Consider the following 25,777-nt stretch of genomic DNA (forward strand, 5'->3'; position numbering starts at 1 on the left):
CAGCGAGCTGACTCGCGATGAGCTGCGCAATGTCCCACACGTGAACGAACGGCCGGTACTGCGCACCGCCAAAGACGCTCATCTTCTTGTGGAGCACCGCGCGCATCGTGAGCGTGTTCACGACGAGATCAAACCGTACACGCGCGTGCACATCGGAAACGCCGTAGAGTGTGCCGAGACGGAACGAGATCGCATTGCGGTGCCGCGCGAGAATCTCCTCAGTGCAAATCTTTGTTTTCGCGTAGAGCGAAAGCGGATTGACCGCGGAGCGCTCGTGGAGCAAACCCTCGGCCGCGCCGTACACCGAACAGGAGGACATGTTGATGATCCGCCCACCGAAGTGCTCCGCTGCGTACCGCAGTGCGTACACATTCACATCGAGCGTCAATCGCTCGTTGAGCGCGCACGCGGGATCGCCGACGAGCGCGGCGAGCCATACGACGACGTCCGCCCAATCGAGCTGCGGCTGGAGTCGCGCACGGTCGCGGATGTCCCCGAAGACGAACGGCACATCCTTCCGATACGCATCCTCGTAGAGGAGCGCATCATAGACGCGCACCTCGTGGTCCGTTCTGCGGAGGATATCCGTGAGCGCACCGCCAAGGTACCCCGCGCCGCCGGTGATAAGTACACGCATAGGAATGTATCGTCCGTCATGGATGCGGCACTGGCAATACTACCGCGTCCGTGTGCGCGGCAGCGGGTGATCCAGTGCAACCCGTGCCGCCGCGTACGTGAGCGCGAGCATCGTCCAAAACCACGGATGTACCCACATGTAGATGGTCTGGTGGTAGAGCACGAGTGCGAGAAACAGCGGGAGCAGCACTGCGATCGGCAGGATATCCCGCACGCGACGCGCGCGCCAGAGCGCCCGCAATCCTTGGATGCCCACGATACCCAGCAACCCAATGATCGCAAGGAGGCCCGGCGCACCGGTCTCCGCCCACGCGTTCATAAACAAATTAAAAATGCCTTTATCCGCAGGCGCGGCGAGGATCTCCTCATCCTGGAAGAACACGTGTTTCCAGGGATACGGCGATGCCGCGCGCGCCTCCTCGCGAACCTGTTCCGAGTATGCATCGAAGATAGTTTTATCGCGCAGCTGCCCGGGTCCGATACCGGTGAGCGGGTGGGTGCGTCCGATCACCCATCCTACCGCCAATCCCCGTTTGCGCACGCTCACCGAATCACCTGCGTGCGATGATGACCAATTTCTTCGTGCGCGATTTGCTTCACTATAGTAATCGACAACGGGCGCGACCGCTTCTGGCGGCGGGAGTGGCTGCACCGCAACTGGCGCAGCGCCGATCATCACCACCGGCAGCGCAGTGGCACTCGGCGTTCGCCGGAATGACAACCACGACGGACGATCGGCGTGTGCGATCGCTGTCGTCGCCGGACGAGGTGCCGTGGGCGGAGGGGCCAGCGCCAGTACTGGCTGCGGTACGCGGGCAATGATGCGCCCGCCCCACTCGTGCAGACCCAAAGCCACCGCATCACCCGACACCGGGAATACCGGGTACTGCATCGGCATTGCGCGGCGTACAGCGATGCCCGCAGCGCTTTCCACGGCCCACGCGTGCACGCCGTTGCGAATGTCCACAATATTGAGACGGTATGCTGCGACGAGCACGAATAGCGCCACGAGAAGCGCGGCGCGGCGCCACTGCCGCCACACCGCGGGCAGGAGCATCACCAGAAATGCGAACAGCACGATCTGACCGATCTTGACGAACGCAACGAATACGAGCTGTATCCACAACGCCGCAAGCACAAGGAACATGCCGTCACCCCACCAGGACCGTCGGCCGCGCACGAAATGATATACGATGCCGCCCCCAAACGCGATGAGCGCGTACGCGAGCACATGGGGTGTCCCGCTCCCGACGATCGCTGCGATTGCATGCGTTGGCAGCGCTCCGTGCGCGACGATCAAGTTGACGTAGGTCCCCGCCATGACCGCGAGGCACGCGGTGCCCATCGTTGTGAGCACGGCACGGAGCAACCGATCAGACCGCAGGACGTTCACGAGCAGGAACACCAGGACGCTGTAGCGCGCAACTGCAATGCCCACGTCCAGGAGGAGGGCGCGATCCCCCGCGATCGAGTACGCAGTGAACTGCGCTGCCGCATTGAGGGCGAGGAGTGCGTAAAGCACCGGCGCACGCAAGATCCGTAGGCGCTTCGTTGCAACTGCATGCACTGCGGCGAGGAGCACGGCGAACAGGGTAAGTTCCGTGAGCTTGACGGATGCGCCGATGACCGGAACCGCGATCGGTATCTGCACCCCGAAGGCAGTGAACGGCAACAACGCGAATGCCGCAAGCACACTCGCATGCAGCCATCGGCGCTCGCGATCGGCAAGCACTTCACGAATATCTGCAGTAATAGAACGGATCCAGGCCATACCTTCTCATAACCGCGTCATGAATGTATCGTACAACTCCGCGTAGCGACGTGTCACCTGGGATATCCCAAATGCGGCAGTGACATACGCCCGTCCTACCACTCCCCGCTCGGCCGCGCGCGCAGGATCATCGTGGAAGAATTGCAACGCGCGCGCATACGCGGCTGCATCATCCGGCGCAACGAGCACGGCGGCAGGCGCTATGGCACGCACGGACGGCAGATCCGATGCGACGATCGGGAGTCCGCACGCCATGGCCTCCAAGAGCACATTAGACATCCCCTCTGCCCGCGATGCGAGCGCGAACGCATCCGCGGCGTGGTAGTACGGCCGGACATCATGCACCGCACCGATGAAGCGTACGCGCTCATGGATGTGCAGCGCTTGCGCGCGCTGCACAAGCGCATGCCGGAGCGGTCCGTCACCAACGACGAGCACTTGCACCTGTTGCGGCAGCAGCGCAATGGCCGCAAACAGCGTCTCGATATTCTTCTGCGGATGGAGGCGGCCGACCGTCAGTACCACCCATTCCTCGCCGATGCCCAGCACCGTCCGCGCGGCGCGGCGTGCGTGTGCATCGGGAGGCATAAAGTGAACAACGTCAACGCTATTCGGAATCTCCACAATGCCCGGGAGCTGTGCGTACCGCATTTCATCGACACTCTCACCGCTCAAACCAACACATGCATCCGCGTACCGCCGCACCACACGAAGCGCCACACCGCCACCTAGGCGCTCCAGCGCCGCGACATCGCCATACGAACCACCGCACGCGTTCTTGATGATGACATGCCCAGACCGGAGTATGCTCCGTGCCATGCAGGCGACCACTCCAGCCGTATGGAGTTGATGCGCGTGGATGATGTCATATCGTCTTCGCAATGCGATGAGGATCGCAATACTGCCAAGGAGGTACGCGGCTGCGTTCCACCGCTGCCAGCCGCGGACGAAGGGGATGCGATAGACCCGCATGCCATTGATCGTTCCCGCGAGCGAAAGGCGCTGCTCGCGGAGGGTGCTCGTATGCGCCGTGGTAATGAACCATGCCCCATGACCATGCTCGCGGAACGCACGAGCGAGCTGCAGCGCCTGTCGCTCCATCCCGCCGAGAGAATCCAGGAACGTGACGAGGTGGACGATGCGTGGCCGCGTCAGCGCCGTGCAGAGCGCTTCGTACTGCGCAGCAACCTGCTCCAAGCGGTACCGCTGTTCCACGAGCGCGCGCGCCGCCGCGCCCATACGCAGACGCTCCTCCGGGTGCGTCAGGAGCCACGCGAGCGCATCCGCAAGCGCAGCGGCATTGCCCGGCGGTACCAGGATACCCGTCGCGCCGCGCCTCATACCGCCAACGGCTTCCTCGACCACCGCATCCGAAACGAGGTCCGGATTGCCACCCGCGCGGGTGAGCACGAGCGGCAATCCAGCCGCCGCGGCTTCGAGCGCAGCATTGGCGAGTCCCTCGGTGCGCGACGGGAGCACGAATACATCTTGATGCGCGAGCAACGCGGGTACATCTGCAACCGCACCCGCAAAGGTGACGACATCACTCATCCCACTCGCAGCGACGCGTGCCGCAAGCTCCCCGCGGAGCGGCCCATCGCCGGCGATAGTCACTGCCATACGCGCGCGCACCGCAGGCGCGAGGCGCGCGATGGCATCCAAAAACATGGCAACGTCTTTCTTGGGTGTCAGGGTGCCGACGAATACGCACCGCATGCGGTCAGGCGCAACGCGGGACGGGATGCGTGGCAGCAGAAGCACGCCGTTCGGAATATCCGCAATGCGCGCATCGGGGATCCCCACGCGCCGGAGGTCTGCGCGCACTGCCGTACTTGTCGCCACAAACCGCACGACGTGCCGCACGAGGTGACGCGCTGCATATCTGCCGTACCAGTGCGCCCGTTCCAGTACATCGAGATCGAACCGTTCCCCGCTATTCCCGAGCTTCACGATGAGCGGCCGATACCGCAGGCGTGCACCGAGGAGCGCTGCGAATGCCGGCCAAAGCGCTTGGTGCGCAACCACGATGTCATGCGTTGCAAGTAGCCGCCATACGCGCCACGCGAAGATGGGCAATGCGAGGAATCCACACCCGATGCGCCGCCCTCGGATGCGCACGATGGGGTACACGATGCGCTCGATAGGGATTCCGTACATCGTTTCGTGCCGTGGTACCGCGACATCCGGCCGCACGGTCAGGATACGCACGGCATGCCCGCGCGCAGCGAGCGCGCGGGCGAGGAGCGCACACTGGCGCTCGGCACCACCAACGGTAGGTGCAAATTGTCCAATCACCATCAGGATCCGCATGCCAGGAGTATCGTGCGCACACCGCCGGTATCGCAGAGGAACCGCTCCGCATCGTCTGGACGCACGTCCGTGAAGAGTGTGCGAATCTCGCCATCGGTGCGGATGTGCGCGGACGGCGCATACCCCGCCGCAAGAAATCGCGGGGTCCCGCGCTCTGTGGAAGCCATGATGCGCGGACGATACCCGAGTCCGACGAGCTCGCGGAAACGATCGCGCATGTTGTGCTGCGCGTCGTCGTACTTCGGAAAGTGCGTCTCAAAGAGCACCATGCCGCGGAACTGCCCCGCGCGCACCGCGCGTGCAATCGCCTCGAATACTTCAACCTCGTGACCTTCGATATCCATCCGCACGAGATCCACCTTACGCCGCCCACAGAGGAACGTTGGCACGTCAAACGTCCGCACCGGAATTGTTTTCCCGGTCATGGACGAAACGCGCTCGCCAGTCCTGAACGACACCGGATGGAAACTATGGACGTTCGACAGTGCGGAAAGGTGGAACGTCGCAGTACCGTCGCAGTTCGAGACAGCGCCCGAGATGGCCTCGACGATACCGCCTACGTTGTTCTGTGCGATGTTCCGGCGAAGGAGCGCGACGTTCGCTGGCGCGGGCTCTACCGCGTACACCTTGCCCTGCGGCCCCACCAGCCGCGCTTCCATAATTGCGTAGTACCCAATGTTGGCGCCAATGTCCCAGCACGTCATTCCAGATTTGAGGACGGACGTCAAAATGGCACGATGCTCGAGCTCTCGTTTCCCGAATACCGCAAGCGTCTTGGAAATACCGGGATCGCGCGCGTCGAGCTCAAGCGTGTAGTCGAATACGCGACGACGAAGCGTCGGCCGACGCAGCACGTACCGCGTCGCGAGGTATGGCACCGCGTGCGCAATACCGACAATGCCGTCACGAACGCCAAACGCATGAAAGTGATTCTGCAGCGAACGCGGTGTCACATGGGTTCAAGGATAACTTCAGTACAATGGTGCACATCTGCCGGATTCCCCAGTACGTCAGTGACACGGTACTTGAGATCCCGAATACAATCCGCGAGCGCCGCAACCGATGTCCCCAGTGCGACAAGATGCCGTGGGTGCACACTCAAGAATACGCGGGGACGCGCACGAGCGAACGTTGCACGCGCTCCGACAAGCACGCCAATCTCGCCGCCCTCAACGTCAATCTTGACCACCTCCGGCACGACGTCATGCGCGGCGCAGAATGCATCCACCGTCACCTGCGGACGCACCATACGCTCGTATCGATCCTCGTGCTTGGTCACGACAATGGAATTCATGCCAACAACTACTGCCTGCTCAAAGAATGGCACCGCGTCGCGCACCGTTGCGCCAACGAGCGCGCGAGTGACGGTGACGTTCGCGCACCCATTCAACACACAATGACGTTCGAGCGCATCCGCATTCGCAGCGGCGGGTTCGAATGCGTAGCATCGCCCTCCTGATGCAAGCACGCGGCTCGCTGGCATCGCGTAGAGCCCAATATGCGCACCGATGTCGAACGCCGCGCGCTTCCCCCGACACGCCACAACCCACGCAGTGAATCCCGCATTCTTTCCGGTACCCCACGACGCATAGTCGAGCGACCCGACCGCGAGTGCCGGAAGGATCCGAAACTCCCCCGCGTTCCCGATGTGTACCGGTACGCCGCGCGGGTACGCACACGCGAGCGCCCAGCGCGTCACGGTCCGTGCAGCACGCACCGGTGCTGCGTCCGGCGGAAGCCAGCGACGACGAACGGAACGTGCAAATTGGAGCGTAGGCATCATACGGAGGTTCCGTGCGGTGCAAAGATTGCATCGTATACCTCGGAAACCGCAGCGACGTGCGGGGCGACCGCGTACCGCTGTACGCATGTATCGTATCCCGCTGCAATGCACCGTGCAACGAGCCCCGAATCAGCCAAAAAACGAAGGATGGCATTCCCGAGGGACTGTGGATCTGCGGGCGGTACGAGGAGCCCCGTTACCCCATCCGTGAGGACTTCCGGGATGCCGCCCACCCCCGTCGCGACGACCGGACAGCGCGCCGCGTACCCCTCGAGAATCGCTCGACCAAATGTTTCGGTGTCGGATGGAACAACGAGGACGTCACATGCGGCGGCAATGCCGCGCACGCGAGAATCATACCCCGTGAACCGCACCGCATTGCGGAGACCGAGCGCATCGACGCGCTGCTCCACCGCCGCGCGAAGCGGACCATCGCCGATGAAGATGCAGTGCGCATCCGGCCGCTGCGCTCGGATGCGCACGAGCGCAGCGACGAGGTGCTCCTGTCCCTTCCCTGCCATGAAGTTTCCAATACACCCAATGAGCGGCACGCCGGCAGGAATCCCCTGCTCCCGCCGAATATCCACCGGACACGCAGGGTGCAATGCCAACGCATTCGGAATCACCGTCATGCGCGCGGGTGGCATATGGAGCGCCGCCTGCCAGACATCTGCTGTGTACCGCGAGTTTGCGATGAACTGTGTCACGGTGTCAACGATTGCCGCCGCAAAAGACGGCGGGATACCACCCATACGAACCGATCGCAGGTGACTCACCACGGGGATGCCTGCGTGGCGCGCCGCAACGATGCCGTACCAGTCGCGAACGCTCTGATCATTACAGTGGAGGAGCGCCACCCGCTCGCGCACAAAGAGCCGCTCAAGCGCACGGAGCGTGCGTCGGTGCATGAACGCATCCGCTGACGCGACAGCACGCGGCACCATCCACGCAGCTGCCGTACGCATACCGAGGCGCATCCTCCTCCCGTACTGCGATGCCGTGCGTGAATACACCGGATCTTCAAGGACGAACACCGAGACACCTGCGGCGCGAAGCGCGGCCGCGTGCGGCGTTTCATTCACGAATACCACAACCGGAACATACCGCGAACGATCGAGGTGCTGTGCGAGGAGCGTCACGCTCTCGAACGAACCGCCGCCGGAGGTGCCGTTCTCGAGGTAGCAGATGGTGCGAGGCATGTGATGTAAGAAAGAAAACGCTCACAGAATTCCTCTCGCCCGGCCGACGAAAAGAGCGCGGAACGATACCGCTCCTGTGCCGCAGCGGCAATCGCGATGGTGCGCTGCGGATCGCACAGCACGTCATCAATCCGCGCATCGAGATCGGAGAAATCCCACGCGAAGGGAAGGTACGTTGTTCCCGGTACCCAAAGATCGGGCCACGTCTCCACATGCCCCATATCCTGCTTGAGCACTGCCGCGCCGCAGATAACCGCCTCAAAATCGCGAAGCGTAATATCGCCGAGCCCAAATGGCGAGAGTGTCGCACGCGACTGTCGCATTTCTGCGAAAAACGCGGCGCGCGGAATCTTCTGCGTCTGGAGGTGCGCCGCGAGCCGTCGCGCCAACTCCTTGCGCGGCGCAGCAACGGTCGCGCGGTGGTGATACGTGCCGATCCGACAGCTCAACGCGCGCTGACGGTCAGCACGGGGCGCCGTCCATCGGTGCGCGTACCAACGCGGGAGCACGCCGCGGCTGTGGTGCCAGAGGTGGTGCCACTTGGGGCCCAGCACGCCGTAGTGCGCGAGCCCCGCGTTCCACGACACCACAATTTTCTCAAGGTGCTCCGGATCTGCAGGCGCGGCGAGATGCGCATCAACGTCCTCGCTGTCTCGCACGCCGAACAGGCGCGCGTAGTAATCCGTGAATATGCGACCGCCGATGTACTGCTGGAGATAGCCGGAGCGGTCCCGCAATGCTTGCATCTTCGCGTATCGATCCACGTACGGCAGCACCGCGAAATGCGTTGTTCCCGTGCTCTCCGTAAGGTCAAACCACACGACGCGGCCGACGGCGCGGCGCGCGTCCTCGAGCCACCGCGTCACACGCTCGACACCGCCGTCACGCCACCAGTGCTTGCAAAATCGGCTGGTCACGCCGAGGACATCCGTTGCGCGAAATGCCTCCTCCGCACGTGTCGTGAACCGGAGCGCCACCCCGTGCGCTGCGAGCGCGCGCCGGTGGACGTAGAGCGGAAAGAGGAATGCAATACCCGTGGAACTGTACCACGGCTCGTGGAGGATGGTGACGCGGAGCATCCTGCTCATATGAGGAGCGTTTCGGGTTGCACGCCATAGTACTCCGCGAGGACCGTCTGCGCGAGGCACGAGCTGGGATTGCGATGATCCGTCGCAAAACGCCGGTACTCGCGGTACGGATAGATGGCGTAAAAATACGCGTACTTCTGCCAGTATTGGAGGTACTTCCGCCGCATCGTGTCCGCCTGCGCTCCAAATGCCGCGAAGCACACACTCGCTGCCGCAGCAGGCCACGGAGGCGTGAAACGACGGAGCGGGGCCTGGAACACTCCGTATGGATCATACGCGCGAAGCATTGCACCGTACAGCAACTGACGGTACTGTAGTGGTGCCGGTACGGACACCCAAAAATCGAGATACGCATCATCCCAGAGCGGCAACTCCCATGCAAGACCAAAAAAATCGTAGACGCGTTGGCCACGCACCACGTGCTCGCACTGGCGCGCGCGCCACTCCCACTCCTGATAGCGCTGCACCGCGATGCTCGGCTCCATCGCGTCCGGCAACGCACCGCCGAGCGCGGCGATGATGCGCTGTTCCATACGCACATCGTTCGCAGGCGTCCGGAGATTCGACCAGAGCGAGTAATGCTTCGCAAGAATTGCGTCGAGGAATGCACGACGAGTCACCGTTGGTGCCATGCATGCTGCAGGGATGTGTCCGCCGCTGATACAATCGCCGGTCTGTCCGTTGATCACCACCGCGTTCTTCGGCAACTGCGCGCGCCGCGCGTCATCGCAGAACGCGTAGAAATCGGTCATCATGGGAATCGCCGATCGCTCGTGCGCGAATGCAAAGTACTGCTCGCGTTCGGATGTATGATACAGAGCCCGCCCAAATGTCCGCGTGTACGGAACGAACGTCCAAGGCACACCAACGCGCTCCGCGATGACGCGTGCCGCGGCCGCCTCGCAGTTGCCGGGCACACCGTACGAGAACGTCTGGATTCGATCATAGCCGACATGGCGAAGCATCGTAAGAACGAGCCGTGAATCATACCCGCCACTCAACGGGATGAGCGCCGTGCGGCCCGCGAGGCGCTGCGCAAGACGCTCGAAGATGCCTCGTGTCACCGCAGCGCACTCTGCCACGGCATCCTCGAATGATGCATCATGCCGTGGCGTGCCCGCGAACTGATAGTAGTCCACAATCCGTGTCGCACCACCGGATTCCGCGATGAGTGCTTCGCCACCCCGAAGTTGCCGCAGCTCCGGGACGAGCGTTTCTCCCATGGTCACATATCCTGTCATCGCAAACTCGCGCACCGCATCGTGCGACGGCGCTCCCGTGCTGTGAAACGCACGCGCATCGCATCCGATGGTGCACGATGTACCTTCCCGCATCACGAACACGGGGTAGCTTTTGATTTTATCCACCGCCGCGAGCACGCGGTTCTCGCAATCAGTCATCACGAAGGCAAAATTCCCACGGAGAGACCGCAGTGCCTCCGCGATTGCGCCGTCATCGCGGAGCACGCCGTTGCTGGTGCATGCTGCGGTAATCGTTTCCGCTGCGCGCGCATCATGCTCGTGCAGATGACCAATCACCGCAACACGCACCGCGCCAATCATCGCGGTGCGGACCGGAAATGTATCCGGCAATGCAAGGAGGCGTGTGGCCATAGCTTATGCCGCTGCGCGCTGTCGCATGCGCGTGTGCATCCACGTGTATGCTGCTGACAACCCGATACCGGCAAGCACATACGCAATCGTAAGGATCGTTGTTCGATATCGTGCCTGCGCCGCCGCACCAGAAACCGCCACAACGTATGCGACAGTCAGTACGCACAATGCGAGCACCCAGCGATCACGCGGTCGACGGAGGAGCACGCCTGCGCCGACGAGTCCTACGCCGTAGAGGAAGAGCAGATGCGCTTTCGCAAAAACGTACGCGAGGACGTAGCCGTAACGACCATCGCCCCACAGCTCCGGGAGGAGCGCGCGCATGCCGTGCGTTTCCGCCGCACGCACTTCGAGCGCGCGCGCTGTTTCCGCACCCGCGAACAAGTACGACGGGAACGTCCCGAAGAAAAAACCAGGCATTGCACGAAGTGTCACGATGCCAAAATCAACGGGAGACCCGAGGATGATGCGCGCCATTGCGCGTCCGCCCTCGCGCTCCACCGCGCCCTCCCCCCGCGCAACGAGTGCTGGCGGGAAGTACTGCTCTGCGAGCTGCATGCGCGCCTCCGGCTGTGAAATCCCCTGCTGGTACGCGACGAGGTGCGCCGCATTCCATCGGAGCGATGTGGCACCGCTTGCAAATGACGTCGCGCCGACAACGATCACATTCCGCATCGTCCATCCGCCGAAGAACACCGCGATGATTGTTGCAAATACTGCAGCCACCTGCACCGCGTGTCGCCGCGACACCTGTGGCGACTTCCAGAGAAAGATGGCAAGCATCGCTGCAACGGGGACCCACAAAAGAAACGGCGTGATCTTCGTCCACATCGCGAGCCCGAGGAATACCGTGCTCATGGCAATGTTCCGCACCGATGCATGCTCACGAAAAAATCGCACGAGGAAGAGCAGCCACAACGCAAGGAAAAACCCGAGCAGTGTGTCGGGAATGTCGTAATCCTGCGCAAAGTAGAACGCCGTACCATCGAGCGCAGCGAACGTCGCGGCGATATTCCCGGCACGCGCGCTGAACATCCGGCCAATGCACCAACTCACGAGGAGCGTCCCAATGGCTGCGAGCATCTGGAGGATGCGCATTGGTTCATTGGCAAGCGCGCCAATGCCGAACATCTTATAGCTTGCTGCATAGAGGAACGTGTAGAGGGGTGGTACGGTTGCCGTCGGCAGGAGCTGTCCCGCCGCATCGCGCGCGCCGAGCGAGTACACGCCTTCGCGCACGAGGTGCGCCGATACGTTCGTGTACTGCCCATCGTGCGCGCTGCCGATATCCGAAAAGTTCCGCATGATATGCACGGAACCCACCGCGTACGCGAGCATGACGACGCTCACGAGCACAATCATGTACCGATGCGCCCGGAGTGTCTCACGGAAATGCATATCAACGAGCGGTGATCGTCGCCTGTACCGGGGCCGTCGCAAGGTCTTTGCCGGCCATGTAGCGGAATGCAAACGGCCGAAGGTACGCCTCGTTGCTCCGATACCACGCAATCGAGCGCTCAATCCCTTCTTCAAACGAGACGCGCGGATGGAATCCGAGCGCACGAATTTTTTTGGAATCGAGGAACTGATCGGGAATCTCAATGAAGTTGGCGGGCTTCGCACGCGTCACCGGCGCAATGTCGCGGACGCGTCGACGGAGGAGATCAATGATGGACACAACACTCCGAATGCTCCCGCACCGCGTGAAGTCGCGCAGCTCCTCTGCGAGGTAGTTCCCAACGCTGAAGGCCGCCCACCCGTACGTCTCGCGCCCCGCAACCGGCATATGTGCATTCTCTGGCCCGTAGTAATCCGCAATACGTTCCATGAGAAGAAGGTACGCAGCGACCGTATCCGTGACGTACATGAACTCGCGAAGCACGCGTTCATTCCCGAGATTGATAATCGGCGGCTGCCCGGCGAGGAGACACATGATGGTCTTTGGAATCAGCCGCGAGAAATTGAGATCACCGGGCCCGTAGATGTTACACGCACGCGCCACGAGCACTGGCACCTTAAACTGGTACGCGTATGTCTGCGCGAGCATGTCCGCGCATACCTTTGACGCAGAGTACACATCAAGCCCCCGGAGCGCGTAATCCTCACGGTATGGCAATCCCTCGCGCGGATCGCCCGCATGGTCGCCGTAGGACTTATCGGAGGACACCACCAGGACGCGTGGAATCTTGTTGATGCGCGCAACGTCCAGAACGTTCAACGTCCCCATGACATTATTTTCGATCGTCGAAACCGGAGAATTGGCCGCGTCACTGACAATTGCGGATGCCGCGAGATGGAAGACCGTATCAACCTGGTGACGATCGCAGACGCGCCGAAGCACATCAAAATCCAGCAGGTCGCACTGCTCGATGTCCGGAGGTAGGAGCTGTATGTCCGCAGTGGTGCGAACGAGGTCGAGCGTGCGCACGGGCCGCTGGTGCCGCACCGTGATAACGACAACCGCGCCGAGGCGCTGGAGCGCTGAGATGAGATGCGACGCGACGAACCCATCACCACCGGTGACGAGGACGCGCTTCCCAAACCAGAATGAGGAGTGATCCATACCCTTACGATCGCAGCCAATTGTACTTCACCATCGCCCAGAGAAATGCAATCCCATCGCGCACGCCGATCTTCTTCCCATCCGCATAGCTCCGCCCGACGTACACAACCCCCACCTCGTAGAGCCGCAGCCGCTCCTTCGCGACGCGCGCCGTGATGTCCACCTCGATATCGAACCGCTCCGCGGTGAGGCGCGGGAGGATGCGCGCCATCGCCTCCTTCGTGAATGCCTTGTAGCACGTCGCAACGTCCGTGAGTGCGAGGTTCGTCGTCATGTTCGCGCAGAGCGTGATGATACGGTTTGCGAGCGAGTGCCAAAACCGCGTCACCGGACGCGGACGATTCCCGAGGTACCGCGAACCGTACACGACATCCGCGGTACCGGCGAGAAGCGGCGCGAGGAGGAGTGGGTAGTCGTGCGGATCGTACTCGAGATCCGCGTCCTGCACGACGAGGTAGTCGCCCGTCGCTGCCGCAAACCCCGTCCGGAGCGCAGCACCCTTTCCGCGGTTGCGCTCGTGGAGGAGGACACGGACGCCATCCGCCGCGAGCGCGTGGAGGGCCTCCCGCGTTCCATCGGTGGAACAATCATCCACCGCGATAATCTCTTTCTGCACGTCGCCTAGATCCACGGATCGCACGAGATCCACAATGGAGCGGATCGTCTTCGCCTCGTTGTAGACCGGGATAATCACGGAAAGTGTCGCCATGTACTCGCAGCGTAGCGCGCCGTGCTACCGCGCCGCAACCCGGGGGAAATACTCCCCGCAGAGTTGCACGTATTCGGTGGCCGGCATGACGCAGTACTGCTCGGCGTACCGCGGGTCCCGCGTGCGGAGAAATCGGCTATTCCACGCGTTCATTCCGCGGACGTAGTGCGCCCAATCACGCGTTTCCTGCTGGCTCGTAAAACGGCGCACGAGCTGCTCCTTGGCATCCATGACCTCCGTGATATCTACGATGACATTCGGGAGTACCGCCGAGTAGACCTGGTACGCCCACACCTCCGTGGTGAGCGGCGACGTATCGGCGTATGCGAGTGCAAAGAGCTCCGCGACACGACGATGGTCCGGATGATCGTCAACAAAAAACGGCAGGAACACGACATCGGGACGGAAGGAAACAATCGCCTCGCGGATGCGTTCGGCTGCCGCCGGAGGAATCGCGCGCGTCGGGTACTCCCACGCTACACACGTGGCACCGAGTACCGCGACGACCCCCTGTGCCTCCTCCGCGCGCATGCGTGCTTCCACGCTCTCGGGATCCGCCTCGCCGCACGTCACATGAACGATGTGCACGACCGCGTTGCGGCGGCGTGCAAGGAGCAATGCGCCACCACACCCAATGGATTCATCGTCGGGATGCGGCGCAAGCACGAGGATGCGGTTGGCATCCGGGCCAACATGGACAACTGGCGCACGCTGCTCTGAGAACCGCTGCGTCGCGAGGACGCGCGCGAGCGTATCGAGGTCGCGGATGCGCATCCACACGCGCACCATGCGACGGAAAGCGACGCGCGCACCACAACGACGGATCACACCGCGGCATAATTGCATGATCATACGAAATGCCACGAGAACGGATGTGGTGTGCTCCCCCAACGTACCGACCGGTGCGATCCGGCGCGGAGCACCGTCATCGCACCAACGCGCGTAATTGCGTACGCTCCAATGGAGCGGAACCCTGCCGCCACAATGCCGGCACGCGAGGGCGCGTTCTCGTCTGCGGCGCACATCACCATCCTCGCTGCTCCACGTTCGTACGCATACGCACGCATCGCGAGGAGGATCTGCGTGTAAAGCCCACGGCGACGGTGGTGCTCCATCGTGTAGCAGTCCCACACATACAGCGTGCCCGCCGGAATATCGAGCCGCACGCCGAGCTCCCACGGTACCACGACTCCAGAATCGTTTGCGCCGGAGCACCAACCGTACGCCGCGATGGAGCCGTCCTGTGTCAAGAACCCGTACGCACGATTGCCGGCAGCATACCGCTCGAGGAACCGCGCCGTACGGCCGCGTGCTGCGATGATACGATCCTCCGCGATCTGTGCCGGGCTCAACGCACCGAACACGTACCCATCCGGCACCGGTGGTGACACCACGCGCACACGGGCAGCGAACCACTGTCCGCGCCGTACCCGGACACACGCACGCGCACGAGAAGCGATTGCAGTACGATAGGCGATGATCGTCATACGAGGCGTCCGGCGCGCTTCACGAACGAACCGAGACGCACGCCGAGGGGTGTCGGAAGCACACGCATACCCACCGCAGCCGCGCGCAGTACCGCAGCGCGTACGCGACCGTCCAACGTGCGCGACGGTGCCCCTTCGAGCACATCGTAGTACGCAATGGTGTGCGACTTCCCGCCGAAGTGCAGCTTCGATGCGTGGACGCTGCTCCCGACGGAGGACTCGCCCATATCCAGGAGCGGAATGCCGCGCGCAACGCACCGCCGCATCGCCTCCCAGATGAGGAGCTGCGTCGCAGCGCTGCGCTCCGCGCCGCGTGCCGTCGCCTGGTACGGATAGACGGCGCACCGCGGCCCGAGACACAGCAGCATGCCGCCCACCATGCGTCCATCCTGCTCCGCGATGAGCAACGCACCGGCATCCCCGAGTTCCCGGAGGAGCGTGGCAAAGAAGCGCCTCGCGTGCACGGGCACCCCCTTCGCCAGCATCCGCCGCGCGAGGAGTACATAAAACGCATCGCACGCATCACGGTCTTCTCGTACGGTACACCCCTCGCGCTGCGCCCGACGAATCATATTCCGCGTTTTGTTGCGCAGCGACGTCCATGTCTCCTCTTCCGTTGCGACGATGGGGATCACGACCGTTTCCTTTGCACGCGTTGGATACGGCACCGCGTATGTGCGTGTTCCTGATGTGACGAGTGCCGCAGTGACGCCGCGCGCGACGCACTCCGCTCGCACGGCATTAAGGAGTGCCGCAGCGACTGTATCGTCCTGCGCTGCCAGTCCGTACCGCAACGAATACGCGCACCCGTTTTTTGCGATGCATACGGGACAGATGCCGACGATACGCCCGCGTGCATCTGCGGCGAGCAATCGGAGGATCGGCACGCCGTACGTAGCGGTAATCGCGCGCCCCCACGCGAAACGCGCCATCACCGGCACCGAGGCCGCTACATCTGCAAACGCATCCCACGCCGCTGCGTCTTCGTGCGACGCAAGGCGTATCGTCCAGGATGTCATCGTTAGGTGGACAGCGTTTGGAGTGCGCACATTCTTGCGAATGCGCTCGCGGGATTCGCGATGAGCGCATCATAGGTTCCCTCTTCCGCAACGCGGCCGCCATCAATGACATAGAGATAATCCGCATGACGGATTGTCGAGAGGCGATGAGCGACGAGCACAATCGTTCGCTTCCCCGCAAGGCGCTCGATGTGCTGACGGATGACCTCCTCGGATGCCGAATCGAGCGCGCTCGTCGCTTCGTCAAAAATGAGCAGCTCCGGATCACGGAACAACTCTCGCGCAATCGCGATGCGCTGTCGCTGGCCCATCGAGAGGGCAATGCCGCGCTCGCCGACGCACGTCGCAAACTGCTCCGGCAGCTGCGCGATGAAATCGCACGATGCCTCCGCGCACCGCCGCCGCACCTCGCTATCGTTCGCGTGCGACCACCAGTCCACGTTGTGTGCGATCGTATCGTTGAACATGGGGATCTCCTGCGCGACGTACCCAATGGTCGCGCGGAGTGCATCACGATGCATCGAACAGACATCGTGCCCGTCCACCGTAATACGCCCCGCAGTAGGCCGGAGGACGCCAGTGAGGAGATCCACAATGGTGGATTTCCCGCCGCCGCTCGGACCAACAATCGCAACGGTGGTCCGCGCGGGAATGCGCAGGGAAACATCGGCGAGCACCGCCCGCGCGACGGCACCGCCGGAAGGCGCGGGGTAGGAAAAATGTACGCCATCAAACACGATGGCGTGTGTGAGCGTTGCGCCTGCCGTCGTGCCGCGCGTCTCCGGGTGCGCCTCGGCAGCAACCACCGCAGCCGAAACCGCGTGGAGCGATCCGCTGCACCCGACAAACTTCTGCCAACTCGTCTGGAGTACAAGGATGCGCATGAGCATCCGGTAGAGCAACAGCGCAAGCACCGCGGTCGCCGCGAAGGCGTTCCCGAGGACGATGACGCTCCCGTAGAGGAATGCGATGAGCAGCAGCATTGCGACGGGCTCCGGCACGGCGGCCATCGCAGCACCAATGACGCCCATACGGTACTGGTGCGCGGTCATCTCCTCGATCGTTTCGTGGAGGCGGCGTTCCACGGTGGGGAACCGTGCAGTCGCCTTGAGGTACTTGAAATGCTGCAAAAATTCAATGAGCCGATCCTGAAACTGCACGTTCGCCGCAGTGAATCGCAGCGAATGTGCGCCCGCAACGCCCATCCAACGCCGCAGCCCGAGGATCGCAACACCGCCGAACGCCACCGCAACGCTGGTGATGCGGGGATCGAGGAGGAGCGACCCGCCGAGATAGATGCCGATGTACGCCGCTTGCACGAGGAGCTGGCAAAAATATGAAAATGCACCGAGGAATGTCCATAGCTCCCGCGTGAGCACGTTCGTCAGCGTACCAGTCGTTGCCTGGAGATAGAACTCACGATACTCCGATGTGGTCCAGCCATGAATGAGGCGGCGTGCGAGCGATCGGTAGAGATCGCGCGTGATACGCTGGATCAGGAGTTGCTGAAAAAGCGTCACGGCGAATTTAGCGAGGAAGAGCGCGGCGATTGCACCGAGGAGCGCGGGGAGCGTCGTGAGGTGCAGTGCGGTGAGTGCCATGCCGAAGAGCGGAGGCGTACTCGCGCCGGTGCCCGCCGCGAGACGCTCAAGCACGGGGAGGAACAGCACGATGCCGATGCCCTCGAACAGCCCGGCAACGAGCATGAGTGGCGGCAGAAGCAGAAACTGCGCCCGCGCGAGACGCGCGAACGTACGGAAGTGCGCGACGAGTGCGCGCGGGGAGGCCACCGATGGGGTCATAGTGCGATGGGCACAGGACGCTGTGCGTTGTCCGCACACGCGTCAGATGCGCCGCCCATTTCTATACTGTCGAGCAGCGATCGGTAGCACGCCTCCACTTCACGCGTGGTCGCAGGCGCGCGCTGCTTCGACGCGTAATCGCTCCAAGAAAAATCGAATCCCACCTGCTGCAGCGCCGCAAGGAAACGGCGACCATCGCGTTGGCGTTGTGTGCGTGCTCCCGCGTCGTGATCCACACAGAGCTGCGCGAGGAGCGGCCGAAGTGCCGTCCATGATTCCACCACGTGAACGTGCGGGAGGAAGCCGTACATATTGTGCAATCCGAATGAGATGACCGGCACACCGAGCACTGCGGATTCAAGGCCGAGCGTCCCAGTAATCACCGCAACCGCACGCGCGCCACGCGCGACGTCGAGCGCATACGCGTACGGCGAGAGCATGATGACATTCGGAATATCGAAAAGCGTCGCGTAGAAATCCCGCGGACGCCGCCCGATTGCAGGGAGGTGCTCTTTCACGACGAGTCGCACACCCGCGGGAAGATTCTTCGCAAGGAATTCAATGCATGCGAGCTGCTCGTTCATTTCGGGACTCATGAGTCCCACGGACGATTCTGGCTCCACATGGAGCGGAAAAAAAACATACGCCATACCCGCAAGTGCCGAAGCATCCGCGAGGGGCATCCGCATGAGACGATGGAAATCCGCGCGGACGCGCGCAAGCGCACGCAACTGCTCTCCAAGGTGGTAATTGCCCATCGTCACCACCCCGCGAACACGCCGATACACTGCATGCCGAATCTGTATCCATGCCTTTTTCACCAGTGCCCGCAATGACGCTTGCCGCGCGAATGACCGATAGTACGCGTCGGTGAACGGAATGCGTCGCATCGCAGCGAGCGCATCATCCGTCACCACCGCAGCCGCCTCCGCATCGCTCATCACCGTGTACCGACTCGCAATCGCCGGCACCGCAAGATACTCATCCACGCCCCACCCGTGATATGACTGGTAGTACATCAGAAAAAGCGTTCGCGTAGGAATGCGGCGGTGCCGCGCAATGGCCACACACAACTTGCCGAGCACACTCGACGTGGTACCAATAATCAACGAGGGCGCGACGCGATCGAAGTACTCTTCCCAGAACTTCGCCGCACGATTAAAAAAATTGATGGATCTTTCGTACGTTGCCTGATCGCTCAACCGCGAGCGCGCATGACCTGGCCCCGCCGCAGCAAATCCCCGCCCAAGGTGGCGATCCGCCTGGAGCGCATCGGTCGCGAGCAGGCCATAGGTGGTCTCATGCTGACGTGCACGCTCGTAGGCGACCGTCTCGGATTCATCCACGCTGCCGTACGCAAGAAAAAAATGATGTACGGTGGTGTATGAATCGATCACTCCATCAACGTCCTGTCGCTTCCAAAATGCAACACTCGCATCATTCGTCGTCACGAGGTGAATGGCTGCACCATGGCGGCGCTTGAGCTCCCGCGCAAGCGGCACCCAGAGCCACTGCTGGTTTGTGTAGCCCCAGATGACAATACTACGAAGATGTACGGGGTGCCGCTCCTCATGATACTGCATAGATGCGCATCACTCGCTCGCCGATGTCGCCGCACGCTGCGCAAGCGTCGCCCATACTATCGGGTACGACACCATCGCGATGATCTCGGCATCCGTGAATACGACTCCATACCGCTGCTCAATAGTGGTGACGAGCGATAAGTGACGCAACGAATCCCATACCGCAACCGTTTCCATCGCGGTCGCCGTACCGATATCCGCCACGTCAACCCCGAGCACCGATGCGAAAAGCTGTTTAAGTTCTTGTTCCTGCATAGTGTACGGTGACGTACGGGACCGAATTGATGGTATCTGACGTGCAATCCAATGCGTACCGACGGGCACCGTCGTACACATCCACCCGCATGAACCCGAGACGGTCGTAAAAATCGGCGGCAGGCGCGTTCTTCGCGGAGGAGACGTATGAAGATCGCACCAGTCGCACCCCTTCCGCGCGAAGCACATCAACGATACACCGCGCGAACGCATATTCCAATGAGCGACCGATCACGCGACAGCTCATGAGGAATGTGTCGAAGTCGGCAACGTCACGGTCAATCCGTACAATACAGCATCCCGTCACTCCATACTCGCCGAACCGATCTGCCGCGTCGAACGTAAAGCACCGATACGCGGGATTGGCAACAAACGACGTTATCTCGCCTTCCGTGTAGCGCTTCGTCGTGCAATTGAATTGGTTCGTTTTCTGAGTAAGCTGCACCATGCGTGGAATCAGCCGCGCGTCATCTACACGCACAACGATGCGGAGATCAAGCGATTGCAGAAATTGCTCCGTGCTGACAAAGGACTGCTGTGCGACATTGCGCTGCTCCTCTACACGATACTGCTCCGTTTTCTGCGTATCCTCTATCGTCACCAAGCGACGATCGAACAACCGCGCAACTGCACGCATGCGTTGTGGATACTCGTGCAGCGCAAGAGGCACCTGCACCGCCGTCACTTCCGGGCACACCGCACGCACATGTGCAATCTCCACACTCGAATCGTCAATAAATACAACGCTCTCTAACCCCACATGGAGCGTCGAGGCAATCGCGCGAAGGTTCGTCACTTTATCCTCCCAGTTCACCAGCTTCGCGGCAATATGTTCATCCCGCAGCACCATGTGCGGGTGTGCCCGAAGCACCGCATCGACATCTTCAGGATTGTTCTTGCTCGCAAGTGCGATGAGTACTCCACGGCGCTCAAGTGCGCGTGCGAGGTACTGTACCTCTGTATACATCGCACCGTGTGCAGTCGCAGGATCAAGCGTAATACCATCCACACCGTCCTCCCCCACCGCACCACCCCATAACGTACCGTCACAATCAAAAACGATGACCTTCTTCACATCGCCACGCATGGCCCGAATCATTGGCACGAGACGCGCTGCATACGCATGAGCGAATGTCGGTGTATACGGTGCCAATGCGGAAGCGTAGAATCGTCGGTCGAGGGCGGTCGCGGTCCCAATCTCGGAAAAAATATTATCCACGGACACCGTGACGACATTGGGCAACGCTACGGCAGCAAGGTGCCGATTGAGACGCGCAGCAAGTTCCTCCAGGCGCCGATCACCTACTACCGCGAGCGAAAAAGCTGTTGCGGTAAACTCATGTACGATCACGAGCGGCACGCGGGCAAGTGACGAAAGCACCGTATGAAGCGTCTGCTCCGTATGCACTGCCAACGCCTCAACCGCGTCATCGGACATCATTGCAATACGATAGTGAAAACCGCTCGTGAGCCGAGCGAGCTCCCACCAAAGGATGACGCACGGCACATCACCAATGTGCGCACTCTCCTGCACGAACGCATCGAGACCGCCAGCCCGACATCGCGCAGGCACGCCAACAGAGCGTAAATGATACTCGATAATATCAAAAAGCGGAGCAGTGATAATATTGCTCAAAACAGTAATGTCATACGCGCTTGCATCCGTAATCAAACGCCCGAGCGATCGGTTACGATCCATGAGCGCATCCAACGGAACGAGGGCATCAAATGGCGTGTCTTCATGCATACGAACGCACCGCACGCTGTGCAGTGGTTGCCTGACGAGCACTGCGAACCCTGTACGCGATCGCGTATGCAATCGCATGCTGGTCGCAATGAGCCATGCTCACACTCACCGTTATACCCACTGCCGCTGGATGGTTGATACGCACCGTCGGCGCTCCACTCGCTCCACGAACAATCTCAATACGTGCAAGAGGTATCGGCTGACACCCAAGAGCACCAAGGGCCTTCACCACCGCCTCCTTTGCACTAAACCGCGCAGCAAGACGCTGCGCGGCAGGTTGCTGCGCGTACGCATCCGCAAGCTCCCCCACCGTGAAGATGCGCGCGAGCATTCGACCATCACGCGCGCGATCAAGCTCGTAAAACCGCGCAATGGCGACGATATCAACGCCGGCACCAACCTGCGATCGCACGGACGTCCGCTCAACGTGTGAGCGGGTCCACTCCTGAAGCGTGCGGAGGGTCCACTCCCGCTTGGTTCGTGGCTTGATGGGCATAATATTCACGATCAAGTAATCCGAAGAGATGGACATCGTGGTAGCTCCCATCTTTAAACACCTCACTGCGCCGCACGCCTTCATGCTGAAACCCAAGTGTGCGGCAGTACAATTGTGCGACTGCCTCTGATAGGGAACCGCCACCCACTCTGTGCATGTGTAATCCATTGAATGCATGCGCAAGTATGAGTTGGTGGGATTCTACAAAATTGCCAAGGTTACGATGCGTACGCTCACCAATCACGACCGCAATGGCGCACGTTTGATGGAACCAATCAATCGTATCGAGGGAAATAATCCCGATCAACACCGCGCTCGCTCGGTGCACGATGCCAAGCTGCAACTTCGTGCGGTTCCCAGCGATCGCCTCACGAAAGTATACACGCTGCGCCTCTCGAGTATTGGGAACATAGCGCTGCTGCATCGCAGCAGTCGTATCTGGATCGTTGAACCAACGATACCAATTGGTACGATCGATGAGGTCCTCGTCCATCGCGACAAGGTCGATGCTCTTGCCTGTAAGAAACACGTCGTATTGTAGAGTATCCATACCAGCAATAGCATTCCTCACCACGCACGATGCCCAGATTGCTCCCCCGTCAACGCACGCTCCCCCGTGATCGCCCGCCGATGCAGGAAGACCTTTTCAAACGCCGCGACGATGTCATCGAGGTCCTGCCGCGAGAGTCCGGGGTGCATGAGTTCACTGATAAAAAGATCCGATGCGTGCATACGCTCGGCAACGGGACAGCTCCCCGCTGCGTACGTCGCGAGCGCGCTCGGATGTGCGAGCGTGAACGGGTATCCACTGCGGCCGAATGCGATGCGCCGCTGAAAGAGGGGCAATTGATAGAGTGGTGTGCAGTACCCTCCCCATATTCGCACGCCGAGGTCCTCGTGGTTTTTGGTTGGAGCCAGCTCAGCGCGCACCGCGTCGAGGAATGCATCACGCGAGCACCCGGCAACGTCGCTCCGAAATAGGAACGGCTGCTCATAATACACGTGGACCGCATCGGGCCGAGCGACCGCCGGCATCAGTGCAGGAATCGTACGCAGGCGCTCGGTGAGGTATGCGCAATTGTCGAGCCGCTCCCGCACGAACGCATCGAGCTTCCGGAGCTGACATCGGCTGATCGCCGCCTCTACTTCCGTCATGCGAATGTTGCACCCAACCATGTTCACGAGATCTGTCTCGCCTTTGTCACCCACCACCGCCTCCGCGTGATTGCGGATGAGTCGCACGCGGTTTGCGAGCGCATCATCATCGGTCACGACGACCCCTCCCTCCCCGGCCTGGATGTGTTTATGGCAGTTGAGCGAGAAGACGCCAACGTCGCCGAGTGTACCCGCATGGCGTCCACGATAGCGCGCGCCGGGTGCCTGCGCCGCGTCCTCAATGACGATGAGGTGATGCTCACGCGCAATCGCGGCGATGACATCCGCATCGTATGGCTGCCCGAAAAGGTCTACCACGATGATCGCTTTCGTTCGCGGCGTGATCCGTGCGCGCACGGATGCAGGATCGAGACAAAAATACTCTGGCTCGATGTCCGCAAACACGGGGATACCGCCGTACCAGAGTGGCACCGTCGCAGACGCGCTCATGGTGTACGGGGAGACAATCACCTCATCGCCCGGGCTGATCCCCGCTGCCCCCACCGCAGCCATGAGTCCCGAGGTGGCAGAGTTCACCGCGATCGCGTGGCGCACGCCGAATCGCTGCGCCCACTCTTCCTCGAGCGCACGCACTTCCGGGCCGCCAAAAAACCGCGCATCCCACGAGCCGAGGAACCCGGAGAGCGTACCGCTCTCGAGCACACGCGCGACTGCCGCCTGTTCCTCCGCGCCGATGGTGCGATAATCGGGAAACGGGTGTCGCCGGACCGGAGTGCCGCCATGGAGTGCGAGTATTGACATACCTACGGAGCACTATCCGTTCCTCAACACGACTCGTTTCCCATCCTTTTGCGCGCTCTGCTCAAGTGCACGAATCACCATGAGGACGCGGAGTGCATCCTCGCCTGTGCTCACCGGCACATCCCGCCCCTCAAGGCAATCCACGATGTGCGGGAGGACAGGCGTAAGGAAGCTCCGTGGCGGGCCGACGCGCTTCACGCGCTCGTCGTTGAGCTCTCGGTAGCTCGAATACTCATCGCTCGCACGGGTGCCGATGATCTCGATGGTCAGCCCCGACTCATGCTTGAGATTCATGCGCCCCTTCTCACCAAAAAAACTCATCTCGGAGAGCGAATACTGTGCCGAATCAAAATACTGCAACGCCGCAGTGGCCCCGTCAAATCCGAGCAGCGCATCCACGCGCACATCGTGCGGATCGCGCGGATACACGGTGCTAGGAACCGCACTCACCCACCGCACGTTCCCAAGAAAATACCGCAGGAGATCAATGAAATGCGTACCCCCATGGTACAGTCCCTTATCGTACGACGCAACCGCCATGCGCACGGGCCCGAGGAACGTATCACGCACGTATCCGCCGCGGAGATTCTCGCGGAACTTCCGAATCCACGGATCAAACCGGCGGCTGTGATTGACAAAAAGCGGAACTCGGTACGTCCGGCAGGCGCGAATGGCCTCGCGCGCCTCCTGCACATCGTGCGCAATCGGTTTCTCGCAGAGGATCGCCTGTACGCGGTGCTTTGCGGCGAGCCGCACCAGTGCGCAGTGCGATTCCGGGGACGTCGCGATGATGACAATGTCGGGTTGAACGGTCACGAGCATCCGCGCGATGTCCGAGAAGCGCGGCACATCGGGATAGAGCTGCTTCGCGCGCGCGAGCGATCGCCGATCCGTATCCGCGAGTGCCGCGAGTGACGTGCGCCGATACATCGTCGCGGCCTGCGCGTGGCTCGCCGGCGCAATACGCAACGGATCGAGCTGCGCACCGAGCCCAATCCATCCGCATCCAATAACCGCGACCGTATATTTTTTCATACCGTGTACCCCACGCGATTGATGTCCGGCTGCTGTGCCGATGTAAAAATCTCGGGGTGCGCATCCGCGAGCGCAAGGACGTCATCAATGTCAAAACTCGAATCTGTGGAATGGAACCGTTCGTAGATCGCCCGCATCATGCCGAGATCTGCTGGAGTATCAAGGAGGAGCGTAAGTGCGGGGCGATGGTATTGCGGCGGTGCAGTGTAGCGATAGATGGAAAACGCGTCCGAGTGATTCCGAATGAAGTAGTTCACGTGCTCGAAGTTATCCAGATTGTTCCGGTGTGGCTCCTCCTGTGCCATCGCATGCGCGCGTTGGAGCGCAGGGAAGCGCACCACCTGCACATCAATACCCTGTGGGAAGGTATCCTCAAGACAATTGGAGAGGAAGTCGCACCTCCGTGCAAAGAATGCTGCAACCCCGCGATCAAGCACCATCGGCGAGATACACGGGCAATCCCCCGTCACGAGGACGAGCACATCCGCGCCCGCCGATGCGCCAGCACCAACGACGCGCCCGAGGACATCGGTCTCGCTCCCGCGGAACGTGCGCGCGCCAAACCGCTCCGCGATAGCGATAATGGCATCATCGCGTTGCTCGGTGCTCGTCGCCACCACCACTTCATCAATCCGCTGTGCGCGCTGGACGCGCTCGATCACCGCGCCGAGTGCTGGCAACCCTGGGAGAAGCTCCAGGGCCATCTTCCCGGGAAGTCGCGTCGCGCCCATCCGCGCTTCGATCGTGGCAACAACCTTCGACAT

Annotated in this window: 23 protein-coding genes; 1 reads left to right on the top strand and 22 read right to left on the bottom strand. The window is 61.6% G+C overall.

Annotated features, from left to right (window positions below; genetic code table 11):
- The 19 genes from Q7S96_02800 to Q7S96_02890 form a co-directional block, all read right to left on the bottom strand.
- Positions 1-637: SDR family oxidoreductase (locus Q7S96_02800; GenBank protein ID MDO8463174.1), on the bottom strand; the 637-nt coding region annotated here is incomplete at its 3' end.
- A 39-nt stretch (positions 638-676) separates the two neighbouring features.
- Positions 677-2,407: a hypothetical protein gene (locus Q7S96_02805; protein ID MDO8463175.1), complete on the bottom strand. Its 1,731-nt coding sequence runs from the start codon at positions 2,405-2,407 to the stop codon at positions 677-679.
- A 6-nt stretch (positions 2,408-2,413) separates the two neighbouring features.
- A complete protein-coding gene (locus tag Q7S96_02810) occupies positions 2,414-4,705 on the bottom strand; it encodes a glycosyltransferase family 4 protein (GenBank protein MDO8463176.1) in 2,292 nt (763 codons plus the stop codon).
- Entirely contained in the window at positions 4,705-5,670 is a 966-nt protein-coding gene (locus tag Q7S96_02815; protein ID MDO8463177.1) for an FkbM family methyltransferase, read from the bottom strand. The genes Q7S96_02810 and Q7S96_02815 overlap by 1 nt, the downstream gene beginning before the upstream one ends.
- On the bottom strand, positions 5,667-6,500 hold the full coding sequence (locus tag Q7S96_02820; GenBank protein MDO8463178.1) for an FkbM family methyltransferase: 834 nt from the start codon (positions 6,498-6,500) through the stop codon (positions 5,667-5,669). Before Q7S96_02820 ends, Q7S96_02815 begins: the two co-directional genes overlap by 4 nt.
- Positions 6,497-7,699, bottom strand: a complete 1,203-nt coding sequence (locus Q7S96_02825) for a glycosyltransferase family 4 protein (protein MDO8463179.1) — start codon at positions 7,697-7,699, stop codon at positions 6,497-6,499. Before Q7S96_02825 ends, Q7S96_02820 begins: the two co-directional genes overlap by 4 nt.
- Positions 7,636-8,787, bottom strand: a complete 1,152-nt coding sequence (locus tag Q7S96_02830) for a glycosyltransferase (protein MDO8463180.1) — start codon at positions 8,785-8,787, stop codon at positions 7,636-7,638. The genes Q7S96_02825 and Q7S96_02830 overlap by 64 nt, the downstream gene beginning before the upstream one ends.
- Entirely contained in the window at positions 8,784-10,400 is a 1,617-nt protein-coding gene (locus Q7S96_02835; protein MDO8463181.1) for an asparagine synthase C-terminal domain-containing protein, read from the bottom strand. The genes Q7S96_02830 and Q7S96_02835 overlap by 4 nt, the downstream gene beginning before the upstream one ends.
- Before the next feature lie 3 nt (positions 10,401-10,403).
- Complete coding sequence (locus Q7S96_02840) at positions 10,404-11,762, bottom strand: glycosyltransferase family 39 protein (GenBank protein MDO8463182.1); 1,359 nt, start codon at positions 11,760-11,762, stop codon at positions 10,404-10,406.
- Between the two features lie 37 nt (positions 11,763-11,799).
- Entirely contained in the window at positions 11,800-12,963 is a 1,164-nt protein-coding gene (locus Q7S96_02845) for an NAD-dependent epimerase/dehydratase family protein (GenBank protein ID MDO8463183.1), read from the bottom strand.
- Between the two features lie 4 nt (positions 12,964-12,967).
- Positions 12,968-13,672, bottom strand: coding sequence for a glycosyltransferase family 2 protein (locus tag Q7S96_02850; GenBank protein MDO8463184.1), 705 nt, complete (start codon positions 13,670-13,672; stop codon positions 12,968-12,970).
- Positions 13,673-13,696: 24 nt separating this feature from the next.
- Positions 13,697-14,524: a PIG-L deacetylase family protein gene (locus Q7S96_02855; protein ID MDO8463185.1), complete on the bottom strand. Its 828-nt coding sequence runs from the start codon at positions 14,522-14,524 to the stop codon at positions 13,697-13,699.
- Positions 14,521-15,159 (bottom strand): hypothetical protein, encoded by a 639-nt coding sequence (locus Q7S96_02860; GenBank protein ID MDO8463186.1) that lies wholly within the window; start codon positions 15,157-15,159, stop codon positions 14,521-14,523. The genes Q7S96_02855 and Q7S96_02860 overlap by 4 nt, the downstream gene beginning before the upstream one ends.
- Positions 15,156-16,178 carry a GNAT family N-acetyltransferase gene (locus Q7S96_02865; protein ID MDO8463187.1) on the bottom strand — a complete coding sequence of 341 codons (1,023 nt, stop codon included), beginning with the start codon at positions 16,176-16,178 and terminating at the stop codon, positions 15,156-15,158. Before Q7S96_02865 ends, Q7S96_02860 begins: the two co-directional genes overlap by 4 nt.
- 2 nt (positions 16,179-16,180) lie before the next feature.
- On the bottom strand, positions 16,181-17,980 hold the full coding sequence (locus tag Q7S96_02870; protein MDO8463188.1) for an ABC transporter ATP-binding protein: 1,800 nt from the start codon (positions 17,978-17,980) through the stop codon (positions 16,181-16,183).
- Entirely contained in the window at positions 17,977-19,563 is a 1,587-nt protein-coding gene (locus tag Q7S96_02875) for a hypothetical protein (protein MDO8463189.1), read from the bottom strand. The genes Q7S96_02870 and Q7S96_02875 overlap by 4 nt, the downstream gene beginning before the upstream one ends.
- Positions 19,564-19,572: 9 nt before the next feature.
- Positions 19,573-19,818, bottom strand: coding sequence for an acyl carrier protein (locus Q7S96_02880; GenBank protein ID MDO8463190.1), 246 nt, complete (start codon positions 19,816-19,818; stop codon positions 19,573-19,575).
- Positions 19,799-21,565 carry an HAD-IIIC family phosphatase gene (locus tag Q7S96_02885; protein ID MDO8463191.1) on the bottom strand — a complete coding sequence of 589 codons (1,767 nt, stop codon included), beginning with the start codon at positions 21,563-21,565 and terminating at the stop codon, positions 19,799-19,801. The genes Q7S96_02880 and Q7S96_02885 overlap by 20 nt, the downstream gene beginning before the upstream one ends.
- Positions 21,558-22,061, bottom strand: a complete 504-nt coding sequence (locus tag Q7S96_02890; protein ID MDO8463192.1) for a holo-ACP synthase — start codon at positions 22,059-22,061, stop codon at positions 21,558-21,560. Before Q7S96_02890 ends, Q7S96_02885 begins: the two co-directional genes overlap by 8 nt.
- A gap of 175 nt (positions 22,062-22,236) precedes the next feature.
- Between Q7S96_02890 and Q7S96_02895 the strand changes: the two genes are divergently transcribed.
- Entirely contained in the window at positions 22,237-22,602 is a 366-nt protein-coding gene (locus Q7S96_02895) for a hypothetical protein (protein MDO8463193.1), read from the top strand.
- A 26-nt stretch (positions 22,603-22,628) separates the two neighbouring features.
- Here Q7S96_02895 and Q7S96_02900 read toward each other — a convergent pair whose 3' ends face one another.
- The 3 genes from Q7S96_02900 to Q7S96_02910 are packed head-to-tail and all read right to left on the bottom strand — an operon-like array spanning position 22,629 to position 25,777.
- The gene (locus Q7S96_02900; protein ID MDO8463194.1) at positions 22,629-23,978 is read right to left on the bottom strand and encodes a DegT/DnrJ/EryC1/StrS family aminotransferase; all 1,350 of its coding nucleotides are present in this window, start codon (positions 23,976-23,978) and stop codon (positions 22,629-22,631) included.
- Between the two features lie 12 nt (positions 23,979-23,990).
- Positions 23,991-25,013: a Gfo/Idh/MocA family oxidoreductase gene (locus Q7S96_02905; GenBank protein MDO8463195.1), complete on the bottom strand. Its 1,023-nt coding sequence runs from the start codon at positions 25,011-25,013 to the stop codon at positions 23,991-23,993.
- Positions 25,010-25,777, bottom strand: coding sequence for a glycosyltransferase family protein (locus tag Q7S96_02910; GenBank protein MDO8463196.1), 768 nt, complete (start codon positions 25,775-25,777; stop codon positions 25,010-25,012). Before Q7S96_02910 ends, Q7S96_02905 begins: the two co-directional genes overlap by 4 nt.

This window comes from bacterium (assembly GCA_030647005.1).
In the GTDB taxonomy this organism is placed as follows: domain Bacteria; phylum Patescibacteriota; class Patescibacteriia; order JACPHY01; family JACPHY01; genus JAUSKG01.